Annotated in this window: 21 protein-coding genes and 2 pseudogenes; 12 read left to right on the forward strand and 11 right to left on the reverse strand. The window is 71.0% G+C overall.

The genetic code is table 11. The features are described 5' to 3' along the window. Positions 1–207: 207 nt before the first annotated feature. The gene (locus tag ACFC79_RS22935) at positions 208–717 is read left to right on the forward strand and encodes a hypothetical protein (RefSeq protein WP_376242916.1); all 510 of its coding nucleotides are present in this window, start codon (positions 208–210) and stop codon (positions 715–717) included. Between the two features lie 58 nt (positions 718–775). After that, complete coding sequence (locus ACFC79_RS22940; protein WP_376242918.1) at positions 776–973, forward strand: hypothetical protein; 198 nt, start codon at positions 776–778, stop codon at positions 971–973. 464 nt (positions 974–1,437) lie between these two features. On the opposite strand, the gene ACFC79_RS22945 is transcribed toward ACFC79_RS22940, so the two are convergent. From ACFC79_RS22945 to ACFC79_RS22960, 4 genes and pseudogenes are all read right to left on the reverse strand, one after another. Continuing rightward, on the reverse strand, positions 1,438–1,620 hold the full coding sequence (locus tag ACFC79_RS22945; RefSeq protein ID WP_376242920.1) for a hypothetical protein: 183 nt from the start codon (positions 1,618–1,620) through the stop codon (positions 1,438–1,440). 394 nt (positions 1,621–2,014) lie between these two features. Further along, a complete protein-coding gene (locus ACFC79_RS22950) occupies positions 2,015–2,638 on the reverse strand; it encodes a hypothetical protein (protein WP_376242922.1) in 624 nt (207 codons plus the stop codon). Positions 2,639–2,709: 71 nt separating this feature from the next. Further along, positions 2,710–3,609, reverse strand: a complete 900-nt coding sequence (locus ACFC79_RS22955; protein ID WP_376242924.1) for a macrolide 2'-phosphotransferase — start codon at positions 3,607–3,609, stop codon at positions 2,710–2,712. Between the two features lie 282 nt (positions 3,610–3,891). Further along, positions 3,892–4,140: pseudogene (locus tag ACFC79_RS22960) on the reverse strand (hypothetical protein); the annotation flags it as partial. Between the two features lie 339 nt (positions 4,141–4,479). Between ACFC79_RS22960 and ACFC79_RS22965 the strand changes: the two are divergent. After that, positions 4,480–4,578, forward strand: a complete 99-nt coding sequence (locus tag ACFC79_RS22965; RefSeq protein WP_376243224.1) for a hypothetical protein — start codon at positions 4,480–4,482, stop codon at positions 4,576–4,578. A gap of 247 nt (positions 4,579–4,825) precedes the next feature. Here the strand turns inward: ACFC79_RS22965 and ACFC79_RS22970 are convergent, their stop codons facing one another. The 6 genes and pseudogenes from ACFC79_RS22970 to rpmB all read right to left on the reverse strand — a co-directional run bounded on the left by ACFC79_RS22970 (position 4,826) and on the right by rpmB (position 8,757). Continuing rightward, entirely contained in the window at positions 4,826–5,392 is a 567-nt protein-coding gene (locus tag ACFC79_RS22970; protein WP_376242925.1) for a hypothetical protein, read from the reverse strand. Between the two features lie 866 nt (positions 5,393–6,258). After that, positions 6,259–6,471, reverse strand: a pseudogene (locus ACFC79_RS22975) (IS6 family transposase); the annotation flags it as partial. Between the two features lie 554 nt (positions 6,472–7,025). Next, entirely contained in the window at positions 7,026–7,583 is a 558-nt protein-coding gene (locus ACFC79_RS22980) for a hypothetical protein (RefSeq protein WP_376242927.1), read from the reverse strand. A 37-nt stretch (positions 7,584–7,620) separates the two neighbouring features. Then, complete coding sequence (locus tag ACFC79_RS22985) at positions 7,621–8,061, reverse strand: Fur family transcriptional regulator (protein ID WP_376242929.1); 441 nt, start codon at positions 8,059–8,061, stop codon at positions 7,621–7,623. Between the two features lie 154 nt (positions 8,062–8,215). Then, a complete protein-coding gene (rpsN, locus tag ACFC79_RS22990; RefSeq protein WP_376242931.1) occupies positions 8,216–8,521 on the reverse strand; it encodes a 30S ribosomal protein S14 in 306 nt (101 codons plus the stop codon). Further along, positions 8,521–8,757, reverse strand: a complete 237-nt coding sequence (rpmB, locus tag ACFC79_RS22995; RefSeq protein ID WP_376242933.1) for a 50S ribosomal protein L28 — start codon at positions 8,755–8,757, stop codon at positions 8,521–8,523. Before rpmB ends, rpsN begins: the two co-directional genes overlap by 1 nt. 66 nt (positions 8,758–8,823) lie before the next feature. Here rpmB and rpmG point away from each other — a divergent pair, with 66 nt between their 5' ends. The 5 genes from rpmG to ACFC79_RS23020 all read left to right on the forward strand — a co-directional run bounded on the left by rpmG (position 8,824) and on the right by ACFC79_RS23020 (position 11,309). Continuing rightward, complete coding sequence (gene rpmG, locus ACFC79_RS23000; RefSeq protein WP_376242935.1) at positions 8,824–8,988, forward strand: 50S ribosomal protein L33; 165 nt, start codon at positions 8,824–8,826, stop codon at positions 8,986–8,988. A gap of 31 nt (positions 8,989–9,019) precedes the next feature. Further along, complete coding sequence (locus ACFC79_RS23005; RefSeq protein ID WP_376242937.1) at positions 9,020–9,265, forward strand: type B 50S ribosomal protein L31; 246 nt, start codon at positions 9,020–9,022, stop codon at positions 9,263–9,265. Next, on the forward strand, positions 9,265–10,416 hold the full coding sequence (locus tag ACFC79_RS23010; protein WP_376242939.1) for a CobW family GTP-binding protein: 1,152 nt from the start codon (positions 9,265–9,267) through the stop codon (positions 10,414–10,416). The genes ACFC79_RS23005 and ACFC79_RS23010 overlap by 1 nt, the downstream gene beginning before the upstream one ends. A 34-nt stretch (positions 10,417–10,450) precedes the next feature. Continuing rightward, positions 10,451–10,687: a 30S ribosomal protein S18 gene (rpsR, locus tag ACFC79_RS23015; RefSeq protein ID WP_376242941.1), complete on the forward strand. Its 237-nt coding sequence runs from the start codon at positions 10,451–10,453 to the stop codon at positions 10,685–10,687. Positions 10,688–10,817: 130 nt separating this feature from the next. Further along, on the forward strand, positions 10,818–11,309 hold the full coding sequence (locus ACFC79_RS23020; protein ID WP_376242943.1) for a hypothetical protein: 492 nt from the start codon (positions 10,818–10,820) through the stop codon (positions 11,307–11,309). Here the strand turns inward: ACFC79_RS23020 and ACFC79_RS23025 are convergent. Continuing rightward, positions 11,266–12,462, reverse strand: coding sequence for a hypothetical protein (locus ACFC79_RS23025; RefSeq protein WP_376242945.1), 1,197 nt, complete (start codon positions 12,460–12,462; stop codon positions 11,266–11,268). The two genes, ACFC79_RS23020 and ACFC79_RS23025, sit on opposite strands and share 44 nt — an antisense overlap. A gap of 84 nt (positions 12,463–12,546) precedes the next feature. Between ACFC79_RS23025 and ACFC79_RS23030 the strand changes: the two genes are divergently transcribed. From ACFC79_RS23030 to ACFC79_RS23045, 4 genes are all read left to right on the forward strand, one after another. Further along, complete coding sequence (locus tag ACFC79_RS23030; protein WP_376242947.1) at positions 12,547–13,524, forward strand: ABC transporter substrate-binding protein; 978 nt, start codon at positions 12,547–12,549, stop codon at positions 13,522–13,524. Positions 13,525–13,628: 104 nt separating this feature from the next. Beyond that, positions 13,629–14,681, forward strand: a complete 1,053-nt coding sequence (locus ACFC79_RS23035; protein ID WP_376243227.1) for a FecCD family ABC transporter permease — start codon at positions 13,629–13,631, stop codon at positions 14,679–14,681. Further along, entirely contained in the window at positions 14,678–15,685 is a 1,008-nt protein-coding gene (locus ACFC79_RS23040; RefSeq protein ID WP_376242949.1) for a FecCD family ABC transporter permease, read from the forward strand. The genes ACFC79_RS23035 and ACFC79_RS23040 overlap by 4 nt, the downstream gene beginning before the upstream one ends. An 18-nt stretch (positions 15,686–15,703) precedes the next feature. After that, the gene (locus ACFC79_RS23045; protein WP_376242950.1) at positions 15,704–16,525 is read left to right on the forward strand and encodes an ABC transporter ATP-binding protein; all 822 of its coding nucleotides are present in this window, start codon (positions 15,704–15,706) and stop codon (positions 16,523–16,525) included. Positions 16,526–16,580: the final 55 nt, after the last annotated feature.

Consider the following 16,580-nt stretch of genomic DNA (forward strand, 5'->3'; position numbering starts at 1 on the left):
CGCCCGGGCCGCCGACGACGATGATCAGGTCGGTGTCGTGGGCGGCGGGCGAACTGGGGTGGGACGGTGTGTCGGCCATGAGGCCATTTCAGCACCGGAACCCCTGCACGAGCAGAGCTGCTCTCGTGGAGCCGTCTCGCGGGGAGGCCCCCGCCGGTCTCCTTCCTTCGGGTGAACCTTTCCGGCCCCCTGTGTGCGACACCGGTCGTGAGGGACCTCCGCGATGTGCGGGCTCCCGTCCCGGCAGAGGAGCTGGAGCATTTCGAGACCGACGCGCTGGCCGGATTCGTGCTCGCGCGGGCGTCTGCCGGGCTGACGGACGGCACCATCCGCGGAGACGTCGGTCACCTGGAACAGGTGCGTACGTGGTTCGGCCGGCCGCTGTGGGACATGGAGCGCGCCGACGCGGACGCGTACTTCGGGAAGGTGCTGCGGAACTCGCCCAGCGGCACCCGGCTTGCCCGGTCGGAGGCGCTGACCATGTACTTCACGTTCCTGGAGCTGCGGCACAAGGTCGAACTGCACCGGATGACCGGCCGGGTCGTCGAGTGTCCGATCGACGAGATGAACCGGCCGCGCGGGGCGAAGGACTCCCAGCTGCGGATCAGGGGTCGGGGCGATTACGGCCGGGCGGGGCGCGGGGAGCACGACCGGGGCCATCGGCGAGGTCGGTACGTCGTCCCCGCGCCGCGCGGCCGCAGCTTCAGTACGGGCTAGAGCTGCGGCGGCCTGCCGGGCCCGGACCTCCTCCCACTCGTACGCCTTCACCCACGCCATGGCCGTCACGTCCGGGGGCAACTGCTGCGCGGTGGCCACCCGCCGCTCCGCCTCCGAGGCTCCAGGCATCGCGGCGTCGACCTCGGCCGCGACCGCGCTGCGCCCGGCGGTCGACCTGCCGGTCCGCGCACCGGGGGCAGTCCGGCCGGAGTCGAGCAGCACGCGGTCGTCGCACCGCACGTCGCCGCACTGCTGACGCTGGGGCAGGGCCAGGCCGCTCAGCCAGCCCACCGGGTCCTTGACCGGCCCGGCCGTGCGCATCTGGTCGGCCAGGCGCCGGGAGAGCCGGTCGGCGAGGACCTGCGGCGCGTCCGTACGGCCGACGGACCCGACCATCCCGCTCAGCTCGCTGCGGGCGGCGGCCACCAGGCGGAGGGCGGACGGACGCTCCAGACGCGCCCACACCAGGTCGACCGGGGCCAGGATGGGCCGCAGATCTTCCGGGACAGCATCGGGCTCGGGGAACGAGCGGCGGGACAGCTCCCGCATCGCGGCGGTCTGCCGCTCCACTGCCTCCGCGATGGCCGGGCCCACCCGCGACGGCGGCTCCGCCTCCTGGTGCGCGGCGAGCGGGCGCCGGGGCCATCCCCGTGCAGTCTGATTGACCTGGGGTTTTATCTGCGCGGAGGCGTGGTTTCCGCGACTTCTCACACGCCTTCTCTAGTAGTCGGCGCCGTCGCCGATGTTCACGCCCACCTCTTTGACTTTCCCGCTGGTGCTGAGAACCGCGTACACGTAGCAGGTCCCCTCGGCTCCGGCTTTGCGCGCGTGCTGGATGGCTTCCTCCAGCTCGTCGAGCGTCATGTCCTTCTCGGCTCCGCTGAACCTGATCCTCGGTGGCATGCGTACATTCTGCCGCGCGGGGCGGAGGGCGACAGGGGGTTTCATGAACTCGGACCAGGTCTCGGCTGAGTACCGAGCCGAGCGGGCCGCAGGCCGTGGTTGACGAGCTCCGGCATGACGCCGGCCCTGACGCCGGGCGGGAGCCGAGGGCCGTCACACGTGCTCGGTGGGGGCGGGCGTTGCACGTGTCGGCCTGCCCAACGCGCCGCGCGCAGCAAGGTCACGGAGCCGGGGGCTCGCGGAGCACTGCAGGCCGGGGCCGATCTCGCCTCCGAGTCCGCACCGCCGGGGACCGCTGTCTGGGTCCGCCGCTTGTCCCCTCGCATGAAACCTCACCTTTCGTACCAACTCACCGTCCCAGTCCAGGGGTTCGCTCCGCAGTCGATCAACGGGATCACGCCGCAATACGCGACGGGGAAGGCCGGGCTGCTGGTATACCGCGGCGCTTGTAGGTGAGGGCGGTACGGATGGTGTCTTCGAGGGTGCCGTCGGGCTGAGCAGGGCGCTGCCGGGCCTGGGCCTGGAGGATTTCTTCCTGGGCGGAAACTTCGGTGAACGCGTACTCGGGCTCGCGGCGCTGGAGAAGTGCCTGGGTCTGGCGGTCGACGGCTTCGCGGATGCAGGGTGCGAGTCCGGTCTCGCGGGTGCCTCCGGCGGTGCGGTGGGCGGCCAGGGCGGCGAGGTGGCACGGGTGCTTGGGCCGGGGTCGCCCTCCGGGCTGCGCGGCGGGGGCGGGTGTGCGCGGTGCGGGCGCGGCCGGGGCGGCGGTGTCTGCGGTGGGGCTGGTTTTCCGGGGGCTGGGCGGGAGGATGTTCGGGGCGCGGACGTTCGCGGTGGGGGCTGCTGTGGTGGCGGCCGCGATCAGTTTCGGTGTGATCCAGCGGAGTTGGACGTGACCGACGAGTTCGGGCGCGGCTGTGGCAAGAACGGTTTCCCACCGGTCGAGCAGGGTGACGTCGGCGACCGGGGCGACCAGGCCGCGCTCGGCCGGGGCGTGACCCACCTCATGTGCCCCCACGGATCTCCGGTCCGACGACGGTGCACCTTCCCGGGGCGGGAAGGTGCACCGTCGTCGGACCGGGCGGGGCATCAGGTCTCGGGGTTCAGCATCGCTGCCGCGGTGGCCAGGTCGGTCTCGGCGCCGGTGGTCAGCGCGAACAGGGCGTACCCGATCGGGGAGGTGTTCCACAGGTGCTTCGCCTGGGCTGCCAGGCCGGGGTGGACGTTCCCGCCCGCCTGCTCGTACGCGGTGAGGGTGGCCTGCAGCATCTCCTCGCCCGCGGCGCCGTACTGGGCGGACAGGTCACGGGCGGGGTCGTCCACGCGGGCGGTGGTCCAGTCCAGGACCCCGGTGATCGTGCCCTCCTCGTCGAACAGCACGTGCGCGGGGTAGATCTCGCCGTGGGTCATCACGGTCTGCTCGGGCCAGCAGGTGTCGTCCTTGAGCCAGGCCTGCCATGCCTCGGTCAGGGCGGGGGAAACAGTGAAGGCATCGCTCACGCGGGCGATGTCGTCCCGCCACGCCTGACGTACCTGGGCCGGGGTGCGGACCTCGACGCCCGCGGCCTCGGCCTGCTCCGGGGTGATGGAGTGCAGACGGGCCAGCAGACGCCCCAGGCGCTCGGCGTAGTCCGGGCTGGCAGGGTCCATGTGCCAGTCGGGCTCCCCGGCGTCGGTCAGGGTCAGGCCCGGGGCGCCGGGCAGGGCCGGGTAGGCGATCAGCTCGGGGGAACGGACCTGCCAGTCGGGGACCGCGACGCCGTTCTCGGCCAGGACGGGCGCGACCAGGTCAAGGATGCGCGTCTCGGCGGCCATGCCCTCGGAGACGTCGGCGCGGCGCGGTACGCGCAGCACCCACTTCTGGTCAGTCGTGTCGGAGGCCATGACGACGCGGTAGTCCAGGCCCGCCTCGTTCACGGTGGCGTCCTGCGCGGACAGGCGCGGGCCGTGGGTGGCGGCCAGGGCGATGACGTCATCAATCATGCTCATGGGACCACGCTCTCACCTGCGCCTACGTCACTTCCAGCCTTTTTTCCCCTCACCAGCCATGCCGCCGAGGGGCTGCTCCGGAGCGTCACGGCCTGCTCCTCGACCATCCTCGCTTGCCAGATCAACCTTGCACTCACCCTGCCTGAAGAGCCCGCTGACCACTCGCCAGCGGCCCGCGGACCACCTGCCGGAGCGGCAGGCACCGGCAGGTGGTCGGCGGGCACCGGGCGAACAGGCGCCACCGCCCCCGATCAGCGCTGCACACAGCGGGTTCCAGTGGTCGCCTTCATCCAGAACGCGAACGCTCGCGAGGAACGCGCGGTGGACCCGGTGGCCGGCGGCGTCGATGCCGTCGGCGAACCGGCGGAGGACATCGCACCGCTCGGCTACAAGCTGGGTGCCGCACAGCCACGCCGACCAGACCCCGCCCGGGGGTACGTAGTGGCCTGCCTCCGGCGCGTAGAAGGCTGCGCCGATCGACGACTTCGGCAACAGGTCCACGGCCGCTAGACCGTCGTCCGAGGCATCGTTGGCGTCAGTAGCTGTTGTCGTTCCGATCTTGAGGGGTGGGCGTCGAACGGGAGTCTCGATCGGGTGATCGCGGCTGGCCGCGGGCGTGGAAACAGGGTCTCTTGGTAGCTCGGGGTTGCGAAGCCGACCGAGATCCAGGAGACCCTGTTGCCGCAGTTGTACGTGCTCGCGCTGGTGGAGTTCAACTCGGCTGCTCCGGCGTGTGATTGCGTCCCTTCCCTCGTAGCGTGAAGACCGTGACTGCAGGGGAAGTGGGGAGTCATGGCAGAGAAGCGGCGGTAGTTCGACGCGGAGTTCCGTGAGGGGGCCGTACGGATCGTCACCGAGACCGGCAAGACCATCGCCGAGGTCGCGAAGGATCTGGGGATCAACGAGACCACGCTGGCCATCTGGGTGTCGCGGGCTCGCCGCGCGGGCACCGCGCCGGGGCGGGAATGACGAGCTGGAGCGGCTGCGGCGGGAGAATGCGCAGCTCAAACGAGACAACAAGGAACTGGCGATGGAGCGTGATGTCCTCAACCCGTCTCCCCTGTCCCCACAGCGGGTCGGGCACGAACGTGGCTGTCCGGCTTCGGTTTCGGCGTGCCGCTCTTGGCAGAGTGCGGCATTGGCGCCCACCTCGGGCATGCGGGGTGGGCGCCGTTCCCGGTTCCCCGAGCCTTGATGGCCCGGGGCCGGCTGGGGGTCAGGCGCGGGAGATGCGCCAGTCGGCAACGTTGCCGGTGCGGTTGTAGTAGGCGTTGGTGCACACGTCGTACTTGCCGCCGGTGGGGCCGGCGCCGTTGGTCTCCAGGAAGCCGCCGTTGCCTCCGTAAGTGTTCCAGAGGTGGACGGTGTCGCCGATGTGGACGGCGGTGTCCTGGGGGTTGGAGGTCTGGGCGAAGATGCGCCACTCGGCGGTGCCCGTGCCGCGGTCGTCGTTCTTGGCGGTGAGGACGTCGTACTTGCCGCCGGCCTTCTTCTGGGCCGCGGTGGCGTGCCCGTTGGTGTCCAGGTAGCTTCCGGCCCCGTAGAGGTTGCGCAGGGTGATCAGGTCGCCGCTGGAGACCGGTGTGCCGGTGGCCTTGCCCTGGGCGGACGCGATCTCCCACGTCCCGGTACCCGTTCCGCGGGTCGGGCTTTCCGCGGTGGAAACCCCGTAGACGGCGCCGTTCGCGGAGCTCGCGCCGTTCGTGTCGAGGTACCCGCCGCCCCAGTTGCCGTATCCGTTCTGCAGGTGGATCCGGTCGCCGTACTTCAGTGCTTCAGCCATGAGGATCTTCGCAATTCCCTGGTCGAATAGGTGTAGTTGAGTCGCCTACCACAGGGGCGGGCGGTCGAATTGATCATCCGGGCCCCGGGCCCGGGCCGGTCGGCTTTCCTGGTGCGGCCCACCCGATCGGGTGACGAAGCCGCTGCCTCGCCGTTCCCGGTACCGGGTGTCGGGCATGGTGTCCGCTGCCGTGGACACCGGTCGCAGCAACAGCGATGCAGAACGCGGCGGCGTTGCCCACGCCGCTGGCGTCGTGGACGGCACCCCGGCCGCCCGTCTTCGAGTAGCTGTAGGTCCCGTCCTTGCACTCGGCGGTCGCGGCAGCCGGGCACGCACTGCCGGCCCTGCACACGCCAGTGGTGTGGGGCGCGCACATGACCACGACTTCGGCCTGGGCCGCCGGGACGAGGAATGCGGCCGCAACCGCGAGCACCGGGTGGTGCTGCGAAGGGCGCCGCGAGGGTTCGGTGCGGTAATGGTGCGGGCCACGATGTACACGGCCGGAGGTGGGGAGTCGCCGCGGGGGCAGCGGCCGGGGCAGGGTGTCCCATCTCCCTCTGCCCCGGCGACGGGTCGGGGCCGCAAGTCACCGTCCGGCGCTCCGACGGAAGCTCTGCCCGGTACCGCTAGGTGTGCTGCCTGGAAGCGTCGGGCCTCGCAGGTGTCGAGCATCTGAGACAGGGCATCGACCTCGGCGGCATTGGCGGTCAGAGCGTCACGCGCGGCTGTAGGTGCACCGGGCGGAATCCTCGTATCCCACCCAGATCACCCGATCGTGCAGTAGCACGCGAGGGGCGCCATCGAGTCCTGTGCAAGACCATCGAACGGATCGTCGACGAGGGCCTGGAGGAGCGGGAACCCGGCCGGGGCCGGCGGCGGCGCAGACCGTCGGCGTAGGCCTGCCCGAACTTTGCGCACCAGCGGCGGACGGTCTCGTGGGAGACGATCACGCCGCGCCGGAGCATAAGCTCCTCGACCTCGCGGCAGCTGAGCGGGAAGGGAAAGTACAGCCACACGCGGTGCGAGATCACCTCCACTGGGTACCGATGCCCCTTGCACGACGGGGACGCGCTCCCCACGAACAGCCCGCTCCACCATGATCAACCCGGAGATCATTTCACCCCGCCAGCCAACGTGACAGAGCCCACGAAGACCTCCCTGCCCGACGATCTGCACGGCAGACTGCCGCGCGCGACCAGCACGAGCACCGGGGCACGGAATCACACCAGGCCCGTGAACTGCCACTTCACGATGCACACCACTCAATGGCCGTCGGCTAGCCACCGGCCGCGACCCACGACCGGGCAAAGGCGCACCGGTTCACAGCATGCGGAACCCACTCGACAGAGGAGGGCGAGCCGCTCCGGGTGCAGCGGGCGTCGGGAGCGCCACACGACAGACGAGACGGCCTGGTTGGTTTCGGGGTACGCGCACGAGCAGGTCACGGCGTCGAGCCGCGACTCCCACGCCTCTCGCCCTTGCGCGGGAACCTGTGGGCGGGGCAGGACCCGACCCGACGCCGGCTGCCGGGCGGCGATCCGGCCGAGGGTGATCACGCCGGCGCGGGGATTGAGGTGCCGCATGAGCGCGGCGGCGGCCTGGCCGGGTTCCTGACTCCCCGGTGACGCGTCCGTCAGGACGAGGGCGTCGGCCGCTCCACCTGCCGGGCGGCGGCCTCCGACGGAGTGAGCGGCTCGTCCTGGGCGTCGCCGCTCCAGACCCGTACCGTCCGGTGCACGCAGGTGATGTCCGTCAGGAAGGCGGCCGGATCAACGCCGACAAGGACCGGAGCGGCGTCGTAGTGGTCGTCCAGGCTGTCGGCGCCGATCCGGGTTCGCCACAACCGATGCAGGAAAGGGAGAACGTCGACGTGCTCGGGCAGAGCCAGGACGACATGGACGTCTTTCGTGGCCCGGTGGAGCGCGACCATGTCCTGACGCACAATCACCACGGGGTCTCCGGTCGCGCCCAGGGAAGCCGGTGCCGCCGACCGGGGACCGACGGTGGTCATCAGGCGCCGGACCACCGGATAGCCGCCGAAGGGGCCGACCTCGACCGACACGGAGAGGACTACCGCCTCCGGACTTGTGCGGAGCAACTGTTCAACCAGACCTCCGCGGATCTCGGGAGAGTTTCCGGCGACCACGCTCAGCAAGCCCTTGGGCGTACCGGTCGTCCGATGGAAGTTCATGCGGAGACCCTTCGGTGAAGTGACTTCCGTGTGAATGTCATGCCTTGATGGGCAGGCATCGGCGGCAGGTCCCGGTCACGTTCACGGCGTGCCGTACGTCATGGAAGCCGTAACGGCTGCCCAGTCCTGCGAGCCACACCTCAAGTGCCTCCGAGGTGAACAGGGCGCCCTCTCCGCACCCGCGGCATGCCAGGCGGTGTTCGTGGCTGGCGGACAGAAGGCGGTACGCCTTCCCGGAGGGGACGTGCACGACCTCGAGCAGACCGGAGGCGTCAGCGGACCGAAGGATTCGGCAGACCGTGGAAAAGCTCGTGCCGGACCCCTGGATCACGCTCAGGACGTGGAGTTGCCGGGCCGTGAGGAATCGGCCCGATGCTTCGAGGAACTTCAGGATCTCGGTTCGTCGCGCGCCGGTTCCCCGGCGGCCCGTGACGGACGAGGTCGCGTAACCGGGGATCACAGGAGTGTCGCTGCTCATGGCCGCCCTCTGCCCCCCCCCTCCGGCGTCCGGGCGTCTTGATCGGGCGGTCGACGTCGTGGGCATCCCGGGTCCGGCGGCCCCGGCCGAGCACACCCCACCGGATCTTCGTGGTGGGGCGCCCGGCCGACGCTCGCACGTCATCCGGTGGGGATCACCAGGAGGACTTCGTCACCCCGGGGAGGAAGCCGGCGTGCGCCTGCTGCCGCGCGCGGACCCGGGAGAGTCCGAACTTGCGCAGGTAGCCGCGGGGGCGGCCGTCGACGCTGTCGCGGTTGCGGACCCGCGTGGCGCTGGCGTTGCGCGGCTGCCGGCTCAGCTCCGCCTGCGCGGTCCGGCGCCCCTCGGCGGTGGAGGAGGGGCGCCGGATGATTTCCTTCAGTTCGGCTCGCCTGGCGGCGTACCGTTCGACGATCTCCTTGCGCTTCTCGTTCTGCGCGATCTTGCTCTTCTTCGCCATCAGACCTTCACTCCTCGTGCCCGGATCCGTGCCACGGCCGCCTCGATGCCGATCGCGTCCACGGTTTTGATCGCCTTGGTGCTCAGGGTGAGACGGACATGCCGTCCCTCGCTGGGCAGCCAGTAGCGCTTGCGCTGGATGTTGGGGTCGAAGCGACGCGAAGTGCGCCGGTGGGAGTGGGAGATCGTGTTGCCGAAGCCCGGCTTTGCGCCGGTCAGTTGACAGTGGGCGGACATGGTTACCTGCCTCTCTCTGCAGCCATCACTTATTGGTAATGAAAACCGTTGCCATATACTAGCCTCATGGCACGCAATGAACTCCGCCCGGTCATCAAGCTCCGCTCCACGGCGGGCACCGGCTTCACGTACGTCACCCGCAAGAACCGGCGAAACAACCCCGACCGGCTGGTGCTGTGCAAGTACGACCCCGTGGTTCGCCGCCACGTCGACTTCCGCGAAGAGCGCTGAATCCCCGCCCCACTACCGAAAGGTCCCTGCCATGAAGCCCGGTCTGCACTCCGCCTACGGCCCCGTCGTCTTCCGCGACTCCGCCTCCGGCACCGCTTTCCTCACCCGTTCCACCATGACCAGCGAGAAGACGATCGAGTGGGAGGACGGCCACTCCTACCCGGTCGTCGACGTGGAGATCTCCTCCGCGAGCCACCCCTTCTACACCGGCACCGCCCGCGTCGTGGACACCGCCGGCCGCGTCGAACGCTTCGAGCGCCGTTACGAGGTCCGCTGATGGCGCAGGGCTCCCGGCTGCCCGTCGTGATCGTCGCCGGGCTCCACTCCGACGCCCGCAAGGAGGTCGTCGACCGCCTCCTGCGGGCTGTCCCCGGCAGCGTCGCGCTTCACCACGACCTGTCCGGCGCGGCGGGCGGTGCGGTGCGCCGCCTGATCCGCGACGCCTCCGGGCCGCTGTCCGAGGACGGGACGCCGCTGGTCAACGACTGCGCGTGCTGCGCCCTGCGCGAGGACCTCGTACCGGAACTGGAGCGGCTGGCCGGCACCGGTCTGACCCGGCTCGCGGTGGTCGAACTGTGGGACTCGGTCGAGCCCAGGGCGATGGCCGAGGTCGTCGCCGCCCACGCCGGGGACGATCTCACGCTCACCAACGTGATCACGGCGGTGGACCCGGCTCTCGTGCTGCCGTACCTCGGCAATGGTGACGACCTCTCCGAAGGCGGCCTGGCCGCCGCCCCCACCGACCAGCGCACCGTCGGCGACACCTTCGCCCGTCAGCTGGAGTACGCGCCCGTCCTCGCTCTCGTCGACAACGAGGAGGCCGACGACGAGGACCATGCGCTGCTCGCCCAGTTGCACCCGACCGCCCGCCGCGTAGCGGCTGACTCGGGTGACCTGGCCGAGGCCGCCTTCGCCGGCTTCGACGTCGAGGCCGCCGCGGCGGCGCAGCACCCCGCATACGCACTGCTGCCCCAGGACGCGGACGACGCCGGTGTCACCACACTCGTCTGGCACCGGCGCCGCCCCTTCCACCCCGCGCGCCTGTACCAGGCCCTGGAGGATCTGTGCTGCGCCGCGGCCCGCAGCCGCGGCCGGTTCTGGCTCGCCGACCGCCCCGACACGCTGCTCGCCTGGGACGCCGCCGGTGGGGCGCTGTGCGTGGAGAGCGCCGGGCCCTGGCTCGCCTCCCTGCCGGACGCCGCCTGGGAGATGGTCCCGCCGATGCGCAGGGCCGCCGCGGCCATGGACTGGCACCCCGAGCACGGCGACTGCTGCCAGCACCTCGTCTTCACCTCGCCGGGCCTGGACCGTGACGGACTGGAGGAGCTCCTCGAGTCCTGCCTCCTCACCGACGAGGAGTACGCGGCAGGTCCGGACGGCTGGAAGCGCCTTCCGGCCGCCTTCGACTCCCTCCTCGACGCCGCCTGACCCACGAACAACTCGACCAAGAAGGACAACCCGCATGGCCCGCCGCCAGGAACCCCGCAAGCCCGTGAAGTCCCGTCCCAACCCGCTCGACGCCGCCGAGATCACGTACATCGACTACAAGGACACCGGCCTGCTGCGGAAGTTCATCTCCGACCGCGGCAAGATCCGCAGCCGTCGCGTCACCCGCGTCACCGCCCAGCAGCAACGACAGCTCGCCGCCGCCATCAAGAACGCCCGCGAGATGGCACTGCTGCCGTACACGGACCGCTGACCGTATCCGGGTTCGCCGGGGAGAGTGCCCACCCATGTATGGGCGATGGCGGCCCTGCCGGAGTGACGCCACGACGCGCGTGGGTGGGGCTCCTGCGCCGGAGAAGCGGTGAACGGGTGTGGACGCTCGGGTGACGCTCAAGCGGTCGGCGGTTGCGGCCGCGCTCGCCGAGCGCGGTGATTTCGTCTCGGCCGACGAACTGCACACGCTCTTGACCGGCAGGGGCGTACGCATGGGCCTGACCGCCGTCCACCGCGCGCTCAGGCAGGTCGAGGCCGCAAGGTGGCCTCGACGTCGCCCATGTGTGTTCAGGAAGGCGGCTGTTCCGCTTGCGTTCCGCCGAAGGGCACCAGCACTGCCTCGTCTGCCGATGCTGCTACGCCGGCCGCCCCGTGGATCCAGAGGCCGTTGCGCAGTAGGGCGGGACGGATCGCCGCCGTGCACGGGTTCACGGACTTGGAGCACACCATCGAGTTCGCCGGGGTGTGCGGGTCCTGCCGGTCAACAGCCGGCCGTTGACGATCCCGATCGTCAACGGCCGGCTGCGTTCACCCTGTGCACGGGCGGGCGATGTCGCGTCAGCGGCCCACCGGATCGCCGTCGGCGCCGTCGTTCCGGCTGAGCAGCATGACGCGGCCGCCGTGGTGCAGCGGCGTGTCCCCTCGCAGACGATTCGCCTCCTCGCCTGTCTCGGCGTCGATCAGGTGAATTTCGCCGTGACCACCGCGGGTGACGGCGACCCAGTCGGAGCCCGGCGAGGCCGCCACCGCACGGCGTTCCACGCCCTCCCAAGGGGTGCCGCCACGCCGGGGCGCGCCGTCCATGGCGGGGAGCGGGATGCGCCGAAGTGTGTCGTCGGCGCCCATGAGCACCAGTTCGTCCCCGTCGGGGTGGATACGGGTGCAGGCGGTATGGCTCCGGGAGAGCGCCAATCGGAAGACCAGACCGGGACCGAGCTCGGTGAGGAGCGTACGGCCCGTCTCCAGGTCGTGGCGCCATGCCTGGTTGGTCCAGTCCGGCCACCGCAGCGGGTCCGGATCGCCCCCGCGCAATGTGGTCCACAGCGCCCGTCGACGGGTGTCGAGGCGGAGGTACCAGCCGCGGGCGGGCGACTCCCATGGGATCAGCCTCCCGGCCGCGAGGGTGTCGCCGTTCCGGTGAGCCGAGTGCACTCCCTCGCTCGTGGCAGCGAACACCTGCCCGGAGCCTGGGTCGTGTGCGTCACCGTGCCCGTCGTCCGGCAGGGGCAGGAGTGCGTGGGGAGTGACCGTCGGGCAGCCGGGCGGGGCCGTGAGGAGCTCCGCGAACCGGTGGACCGCCAGCGCGCCCGGGCCCCTGTGTCGCAGTACGACGAGCGCGTCGCCGCCGAGCACCGTCACACCCGGTTCGCCGACGCGTGTGCGTACCCGTGAGGACTCTCCCGTGGCCAGGTCGACCACTGTCAGGAGGTCCGACCACGGTTGCTCGTTCTCGCCCAGGCCGGTCGTGACGGCCACTCGGCGACCGGACGGATCGCAGGCCAGGTGCTCGGCGGGCACGGCCACCGGAACCGAGAGTTCCACGAGTTCCTCGCCGAACGGGTCGAGCACCAGTAGTTCCCCCCGGCGGTCGTCGACACATGCCACCCGCCCTCCCGGCAGCGCCAGGAACCCCGCGTGCTCGGAGAGATGGCGCCCTGTCAGGCGTCCTGTGACCACGCCGTCCGGCACGCTCGCCACATGCACGGACCCGTCCACGTGGTCGGAGACGAGGAGCGCGGAAGCGGTAGTGGTCATGAGTCCTCCAGAGTCTATTTAATGAAAACGATTATCATGTATGTTCAGGGCGTTCCAGTTTCCGAAGAAGAAACGAGGGCGCCGATGTTGCGCGCACCGTCGAAGTTCGTTGGTAGTTGGCTCGCTGCGGTGGCGGTGGGTTCTGTCCTGGTCGGCTGCGGCTCGTCCGCGGAGGAGCCGGCGGTCGGCAAGGCGCGGCCGGCGGCGAAGACCGAGGTCACCGTCGAACCCATCAAGGCGGCCACGGAGTTGACCGACGTGAACGGCGTCAAGGTCTCCCTGGCGAAGCAGCCGGAGCGGATCGTCTGCCTGTTCGCGCTCTGCGACGACATCCTGACCGAACTCGGCATCGTCCCGACGGCCACCAACAGCGCACTGCTCGCCCGCCCCGGCTTCCTCGGGGAGGGCAAGGCGAAGAAGGTCGCCGTCGTCCCGGGCGGATTCATCGCCCCGGAAGTGGAGGCGATCCTCTCCCACAAGCCGGACCTCGTCATCGGCCTGGGGGACACCCACGGCAAGCTGGCCCCCGCGCTGAAGGGCGCCACCACGTTCTGGGCCATGCAGCCCGAGACGTGGGAGGACAGCGTCGGCTACCTGCGCGACACCGCATCTCTCACCGGCCGCACCTCCGAGGGGGAGAAGGCCGAACGGGCCTTCCGTACCGAGCTCGCCAAGGCGGAGAAGGCCCCGAGCGACAAGACCGCCCTCATCATCTACGGCAGCGACGAGAACTTCGGCGTCGCGACCCCGGAAACCGATGTGACGGCCAGCCTGTTTCCCAAGATCGCCGAGTACCCGTGGAAGTCCCTGGGCGTGGAGGGCTCCTACAGCCTCGAAGAGATACTCGCCCAGAACGTCGATGTCCTCTTCGTCGAGACCATGAGCTTCGGCGGCGGGGACGGGAAGCTGTCGGAGAAACTGACGAAGAACCCCCTCTGGAGCAAGATCCCGGCCGTGAAGAACGGCAACGTCCACGAGGTGAACGCGGAAGTGTGGGCCAAGGGGCGCGGTACTCGTTCGATGGGCATCGTCCTCGACGAGGCGACGGCCGCGCTGCGGTGAGGGCTCCTTCCTCGGCGCCCGTAACGGCGGACGACCTGGCGGGCAGGGCCCGGCAGCCACTGCGGCGCGCGCGGAGGCAACCCCTGCTGGTGATCGGGGTGCTGATGGTCGCCTCGGTCTGCGCGCTGTGCTTCGGCGTCCCTTACGTCCCACCGCACCGGCTCGCCGGCGCGGTGCTGGACGGGGAGGCCACGCTCGCGGGGGTCGTCGTCACCGAACTCCGCCTCCCGCGACTGGTGCTGGCGCTGATCGCCGGATCCTGTCTGGGCGCGGCAGGGCTCGTGCTCCAGGAAGCGCTCCGCAATCTTCTGGCGGTGCCGGAAATGCTGGGTGTCTCCTCCGGGGCGGCGCTGGGCGTGGCGGCACCGTTGGTGCTGGCCCTGTCACTGCCCGCCGTGGCCGAGCCCGTGCTGGCCCTCGGCGGGGCCGCGTTGGGAGGAGGGCTGACCCTGCTCGCCGCCGGGCTCGGGCGCAGTCCGTCCGCAGTGCTGCTGACGGGCGCCGCCGTCGCGGCCGCTCTGCAGGCCGCGCTGCTCGTCCTGATGGTCATGGCGGACCAGCTCGACCTCCAGCTCATCTACCGCTATCTGCTGGGGTCCCTCTCCGCCCGGACCTGGGGCGACGTCGAGGGGCTGTGGCTGTGGCTGCTCGTCGTGGTCCCGGCCCTCGTGCTCTGTGCGCCGGTGCTTTCGGTCATGCGGCTGGGCGACGAGGACGCCGAGGCGCTGGGCGTGCGCGTCCAGCGGGCCAGGCTGGCGGCGCTCGCCATAGCCGTCCTGCTGATCGCGCCCGTCACGGCTGTGTGCGGCCCCGTCGCATGGGTGGGCTTCCTCGCCCCGCACCTGGCCCGGTGGTTCAACCCCGGTGCGGGAGCCGTGCGTTGGTTGCCGTGGTCCGCCGCGTGGGGTGCCGTCGCCGTGACGGCTGCCGATGTCCCGGCCCGGCTGGCGCTGGCTCCTGTGGAGACCCCGGCCGGTGCCTGGACTGCTTTGCTGGGGGTTCCGGCCGGGGTTGCCCTGATGCGGTCGGGCCGTGGTGGCCGGAGCGGCGGGCGCAAGGCCGCCGCTCCGGCGCGGGGGCTGCGTCACGACGAGCCCGGGACCTGCGGCGCCTCCCCGCGCCGCGTCACGAAGACCGGAACGGAGGACGCCCGGTGAGCCGGCGTTTCGCGGCCCTCGCGGCACTGGCCGTGATTTGCGCGGGGGTGGAAGTGGTGGCCGGACGCGGCATGTCCCCGAGCGATGTCTGGGACGTGTTGGGCGGCGGCGGAGACCTGACGGAACGGCACATCTTCTGGCAGCTGAGGCTGCCCAGAATGCTGGTGGCCCTGGCCGCAGGCGCGTCCCTCGCCGTAGCCGGGCTGGTTCTGCAGTCCGCGCTGCGCAACCCGCTTGCCGGACCCGAGGTGACGGGTGTGACCCCGGGGGCGGTCCTCGGGGCCGTCACCGCGACGGCCCTGGGGCTTGCCGGGTGGGAATCGCCGCTGACCGTGGTGCTCGCCGCGTGCGCGGGCGGGTGTGCCGGGGCGCTGCTGCTGTGGCTGCTCGTCGGCCGTGCCGGTGGTGATCCGGCTCAGACCGCAGTGCACGGAGTCCTGGTGTCGGCGGTGCTCGGCGGACTCACCTCCATGGTGCTGCTCGTGGAGCCGGGCGAAATCGGCAGCGTCGTGCAGTGGCTGGTCGGCACCACCGAGGGCAGGGTCTGGGACCACTGGCGTCTCCTGTGGCCATGGGCACTGGCCTGGGGGTCTGCGGCCTGGCTCATGGCCGGGCCCCTGACCCTGCTGCGCTGCGGTGACGACATCGCGCTGGCCGCCGGCCTCTCCGCCCCGCGCGCCCGAACCCTGGCTCTGTTGTGCTCGGTGGCGTTGACGGCGGGTGCGGTGGCCGCCGTCGGAGCGCTGGGCTTCGTGGGACTGCTTGTCCCGCATCTGGCCGTGGCGGTCTTCGGCGCGGACCTGCGGGCGAGCCTTCCTGGCGCGGCCCTGCTGGGCGCGGTCGTGGTGTGCGGGGCGGATGCCGCGGCTCAGTCGTCCTCGCGGCTGCTGACCCAGGTGCTGGACACCGGCCGGCTGACGCTTCCGGTCGGAGCGCTCACCGCCTGTCTGGGTGCCGCCCTGCTGCTGGTCGTGGTGCGCCGCGCGCCGGGCCGTACGTTCTGAATCGACGGAGGACAGAGCATGACCGACTCCATGGGGATGCACGTCCAGGGGGTCCACTTCGGCTACCCCGCGCGACCCGTGCTGCGGGGGGTCAACCTGACCGTACGGCCGGGCGAGCTGACCGCGCTCATCGGTCTCAACGGCTGCGGCAAGTCGACCCTGCTGCGCCTGGCCGCGGGGCTGCTGAGGCCGGACCGGGGGCGTGTGCTGCTCGGAGGCGACGACCTCGCCGGCCTCTCCCGGCGTGCCACCGCGGCCCGGGTAGCGCTGTTGCACCAGGCGGCCCCAGCGGTACCGGGGATGACGGTCCGGCACCTGGTGCGCCAGGGGCGGTACGCGGCCCGGGGCCCGCTGGGCATGCTGCGCGAGGGCGACGACCCCGTGGTGCACCGGGCGCTGCGCGACGTCGGGGTGGAGCAGTGGGCCGACCGGGACGTCGACGCGCTGTCCGGAGGCGAACGGCAGCGGGTACGGCTGGCGATGGCGCTCGCCCAGGACACCCGCGTCCTGCTGCTCGACGAGCCGACCACATACCTGGACCTGCACCACCAGCTCGATGTGCTGGGGACGGTGGTCCGCCTGCGAGAGGAGCGCGGACTCACGGTGGTGATGGTGCTGCACGACCTGGCCCACGCCGCCCGGTTCGCCGAACGCATCGTCGCCCTGCGCGAAGGCCGTGTGGTGGCCGACGGCACGCCGAAGGAGGTCGTCACGCCGGGCTTGCTGGCGGACGTGCTGAAGGTGGCCGGCCGTGTCGGCGCGGACCCCGAGGGCGGCTGGCCTGTGTGTTACCCAGATCACCCTCTCCCAGAACTAGAAAATGAAAATCAGTTCCATTAACGTTCGAGTTGCGGCGCTCATCCGAACGCCGCATCTCCCTTACGAACAAGGAGAG

This window comes from Streptomyces sp. NPDC056061, assembly GCF_042266885.1.
GTDB lineage: Bacteria > Actinomycetota > Actinomycetes > Streptomycetales > Streptomycetaceae > Streptomyces.

Coding starts and splice junctions, on each gene's coding strand:
- rpsR (WP_376242941.1), top strand. CDS start 10,451: ATGGCCCGCCGCCAGGAACCCCGCAAGCCCGTGAAGTCCCGTCCCAAC.
- ACFC79_RS22955 (WP_376242924.1), bottom strand. CDS start 3,609: ATGAGCATGATTGATGACGTCATCGCCCTGGCCGCCACCCACGGCCCG.
- ACFC79_RS22945 (WP_376242920.1), bottom strand. CDS start 1,620: ATGCCACCGAGGATCAGGTTCAGCGGAGCCGAGAAGGACATGACGCTC.
- rpsN (WP_376242931.1), bottom strand. CDS start 8,521: ATGGCGAAGAAGAGCAAGATCGCGCAGAACGAGAAGCGCAAGGAGATC.
- ACFC79_RS23035 (WP_376243227.1), top strand. CDS start 13,629: ATGGTCGCCTCGGTCTGCGCGCTGTGCTTCGGCGTCCCTTACGTCCCA.
- ACFC79_RS22980 (WP_376242927.1), bottom strand. CDS start 7,583: ATGAACTTCCATCGGACGACCGGTACGCCCAAGGGCTTGCTGAGCGTG.
- ACFC79_RS23025 (WP_376242945.1), bottom strand. CDS start 12,462: ATGACCACTACCGCTTCCGCGCTCCTCGTCTCCGACCACGTGGACGGG.
- ACFC79_RS23005 (WP_376242937.1), top strand. CDS start 9,020: ATGAAGCCCGGTCTGCACTCCGCCTACGGCCCCGTCGTCTTCCGCGAC.
- rpmG (WP_376242935.1), top strand. CDS start 8,824: ATGGCACGCAATGAACTCCGCCCGGTCATCAAGCTCCGCTCCACGGCG.
- ACFC79_RS23010 (WP_376242939.1), top strand. CDS start 9,265: ATGGCGCAGGGCTCCCGGCTGCCCGTCGTGATCGTCGCCGGGCTCCAC.
- rpmB (WP_376242933.1), bottom strand. CDS start 8,757: ATGTCCGCCCACTGTCAACTGACCGGCGCAAAGCCGGGCTTCGGCAAC.
- ACFC79_RS23030 (WP_376242947.1), top strand. CDS start 12,547: ATGTTGCGCGCACCGTCGAAGTTCGTTGGTAGTTGGCTCGCTGCGGTG.
- ACFC79_RS22940 (WP_376242918.1), top strand. CDS start 776: ATGGCCGTCACGTCCGGGGGCAACTGCTGCGCGGTGGCCACCCGCCGC.
- ACFC79_RS22970 (WP_376242925.1), bottom strand. CDS start 5,392: ATGGCTGAAGCACTGAAGTACGGCGACCGGATCCACCTGCAGAACGGA.
- ACFC79_RS23045 (WP_376242950.1), top strand. CDS start 15,704: ATGACCGACTCCATGGGGATGCACGTCCAGGGGGTCCACTTCGGCTAC.
- ACFC79_RS22985 (WP_376242929.1), bottom strand. CDS start 8,061: ATGAGCAGCGACACTCCTGTGATCCCCGGTTACGCGACCTCGTCCGTC.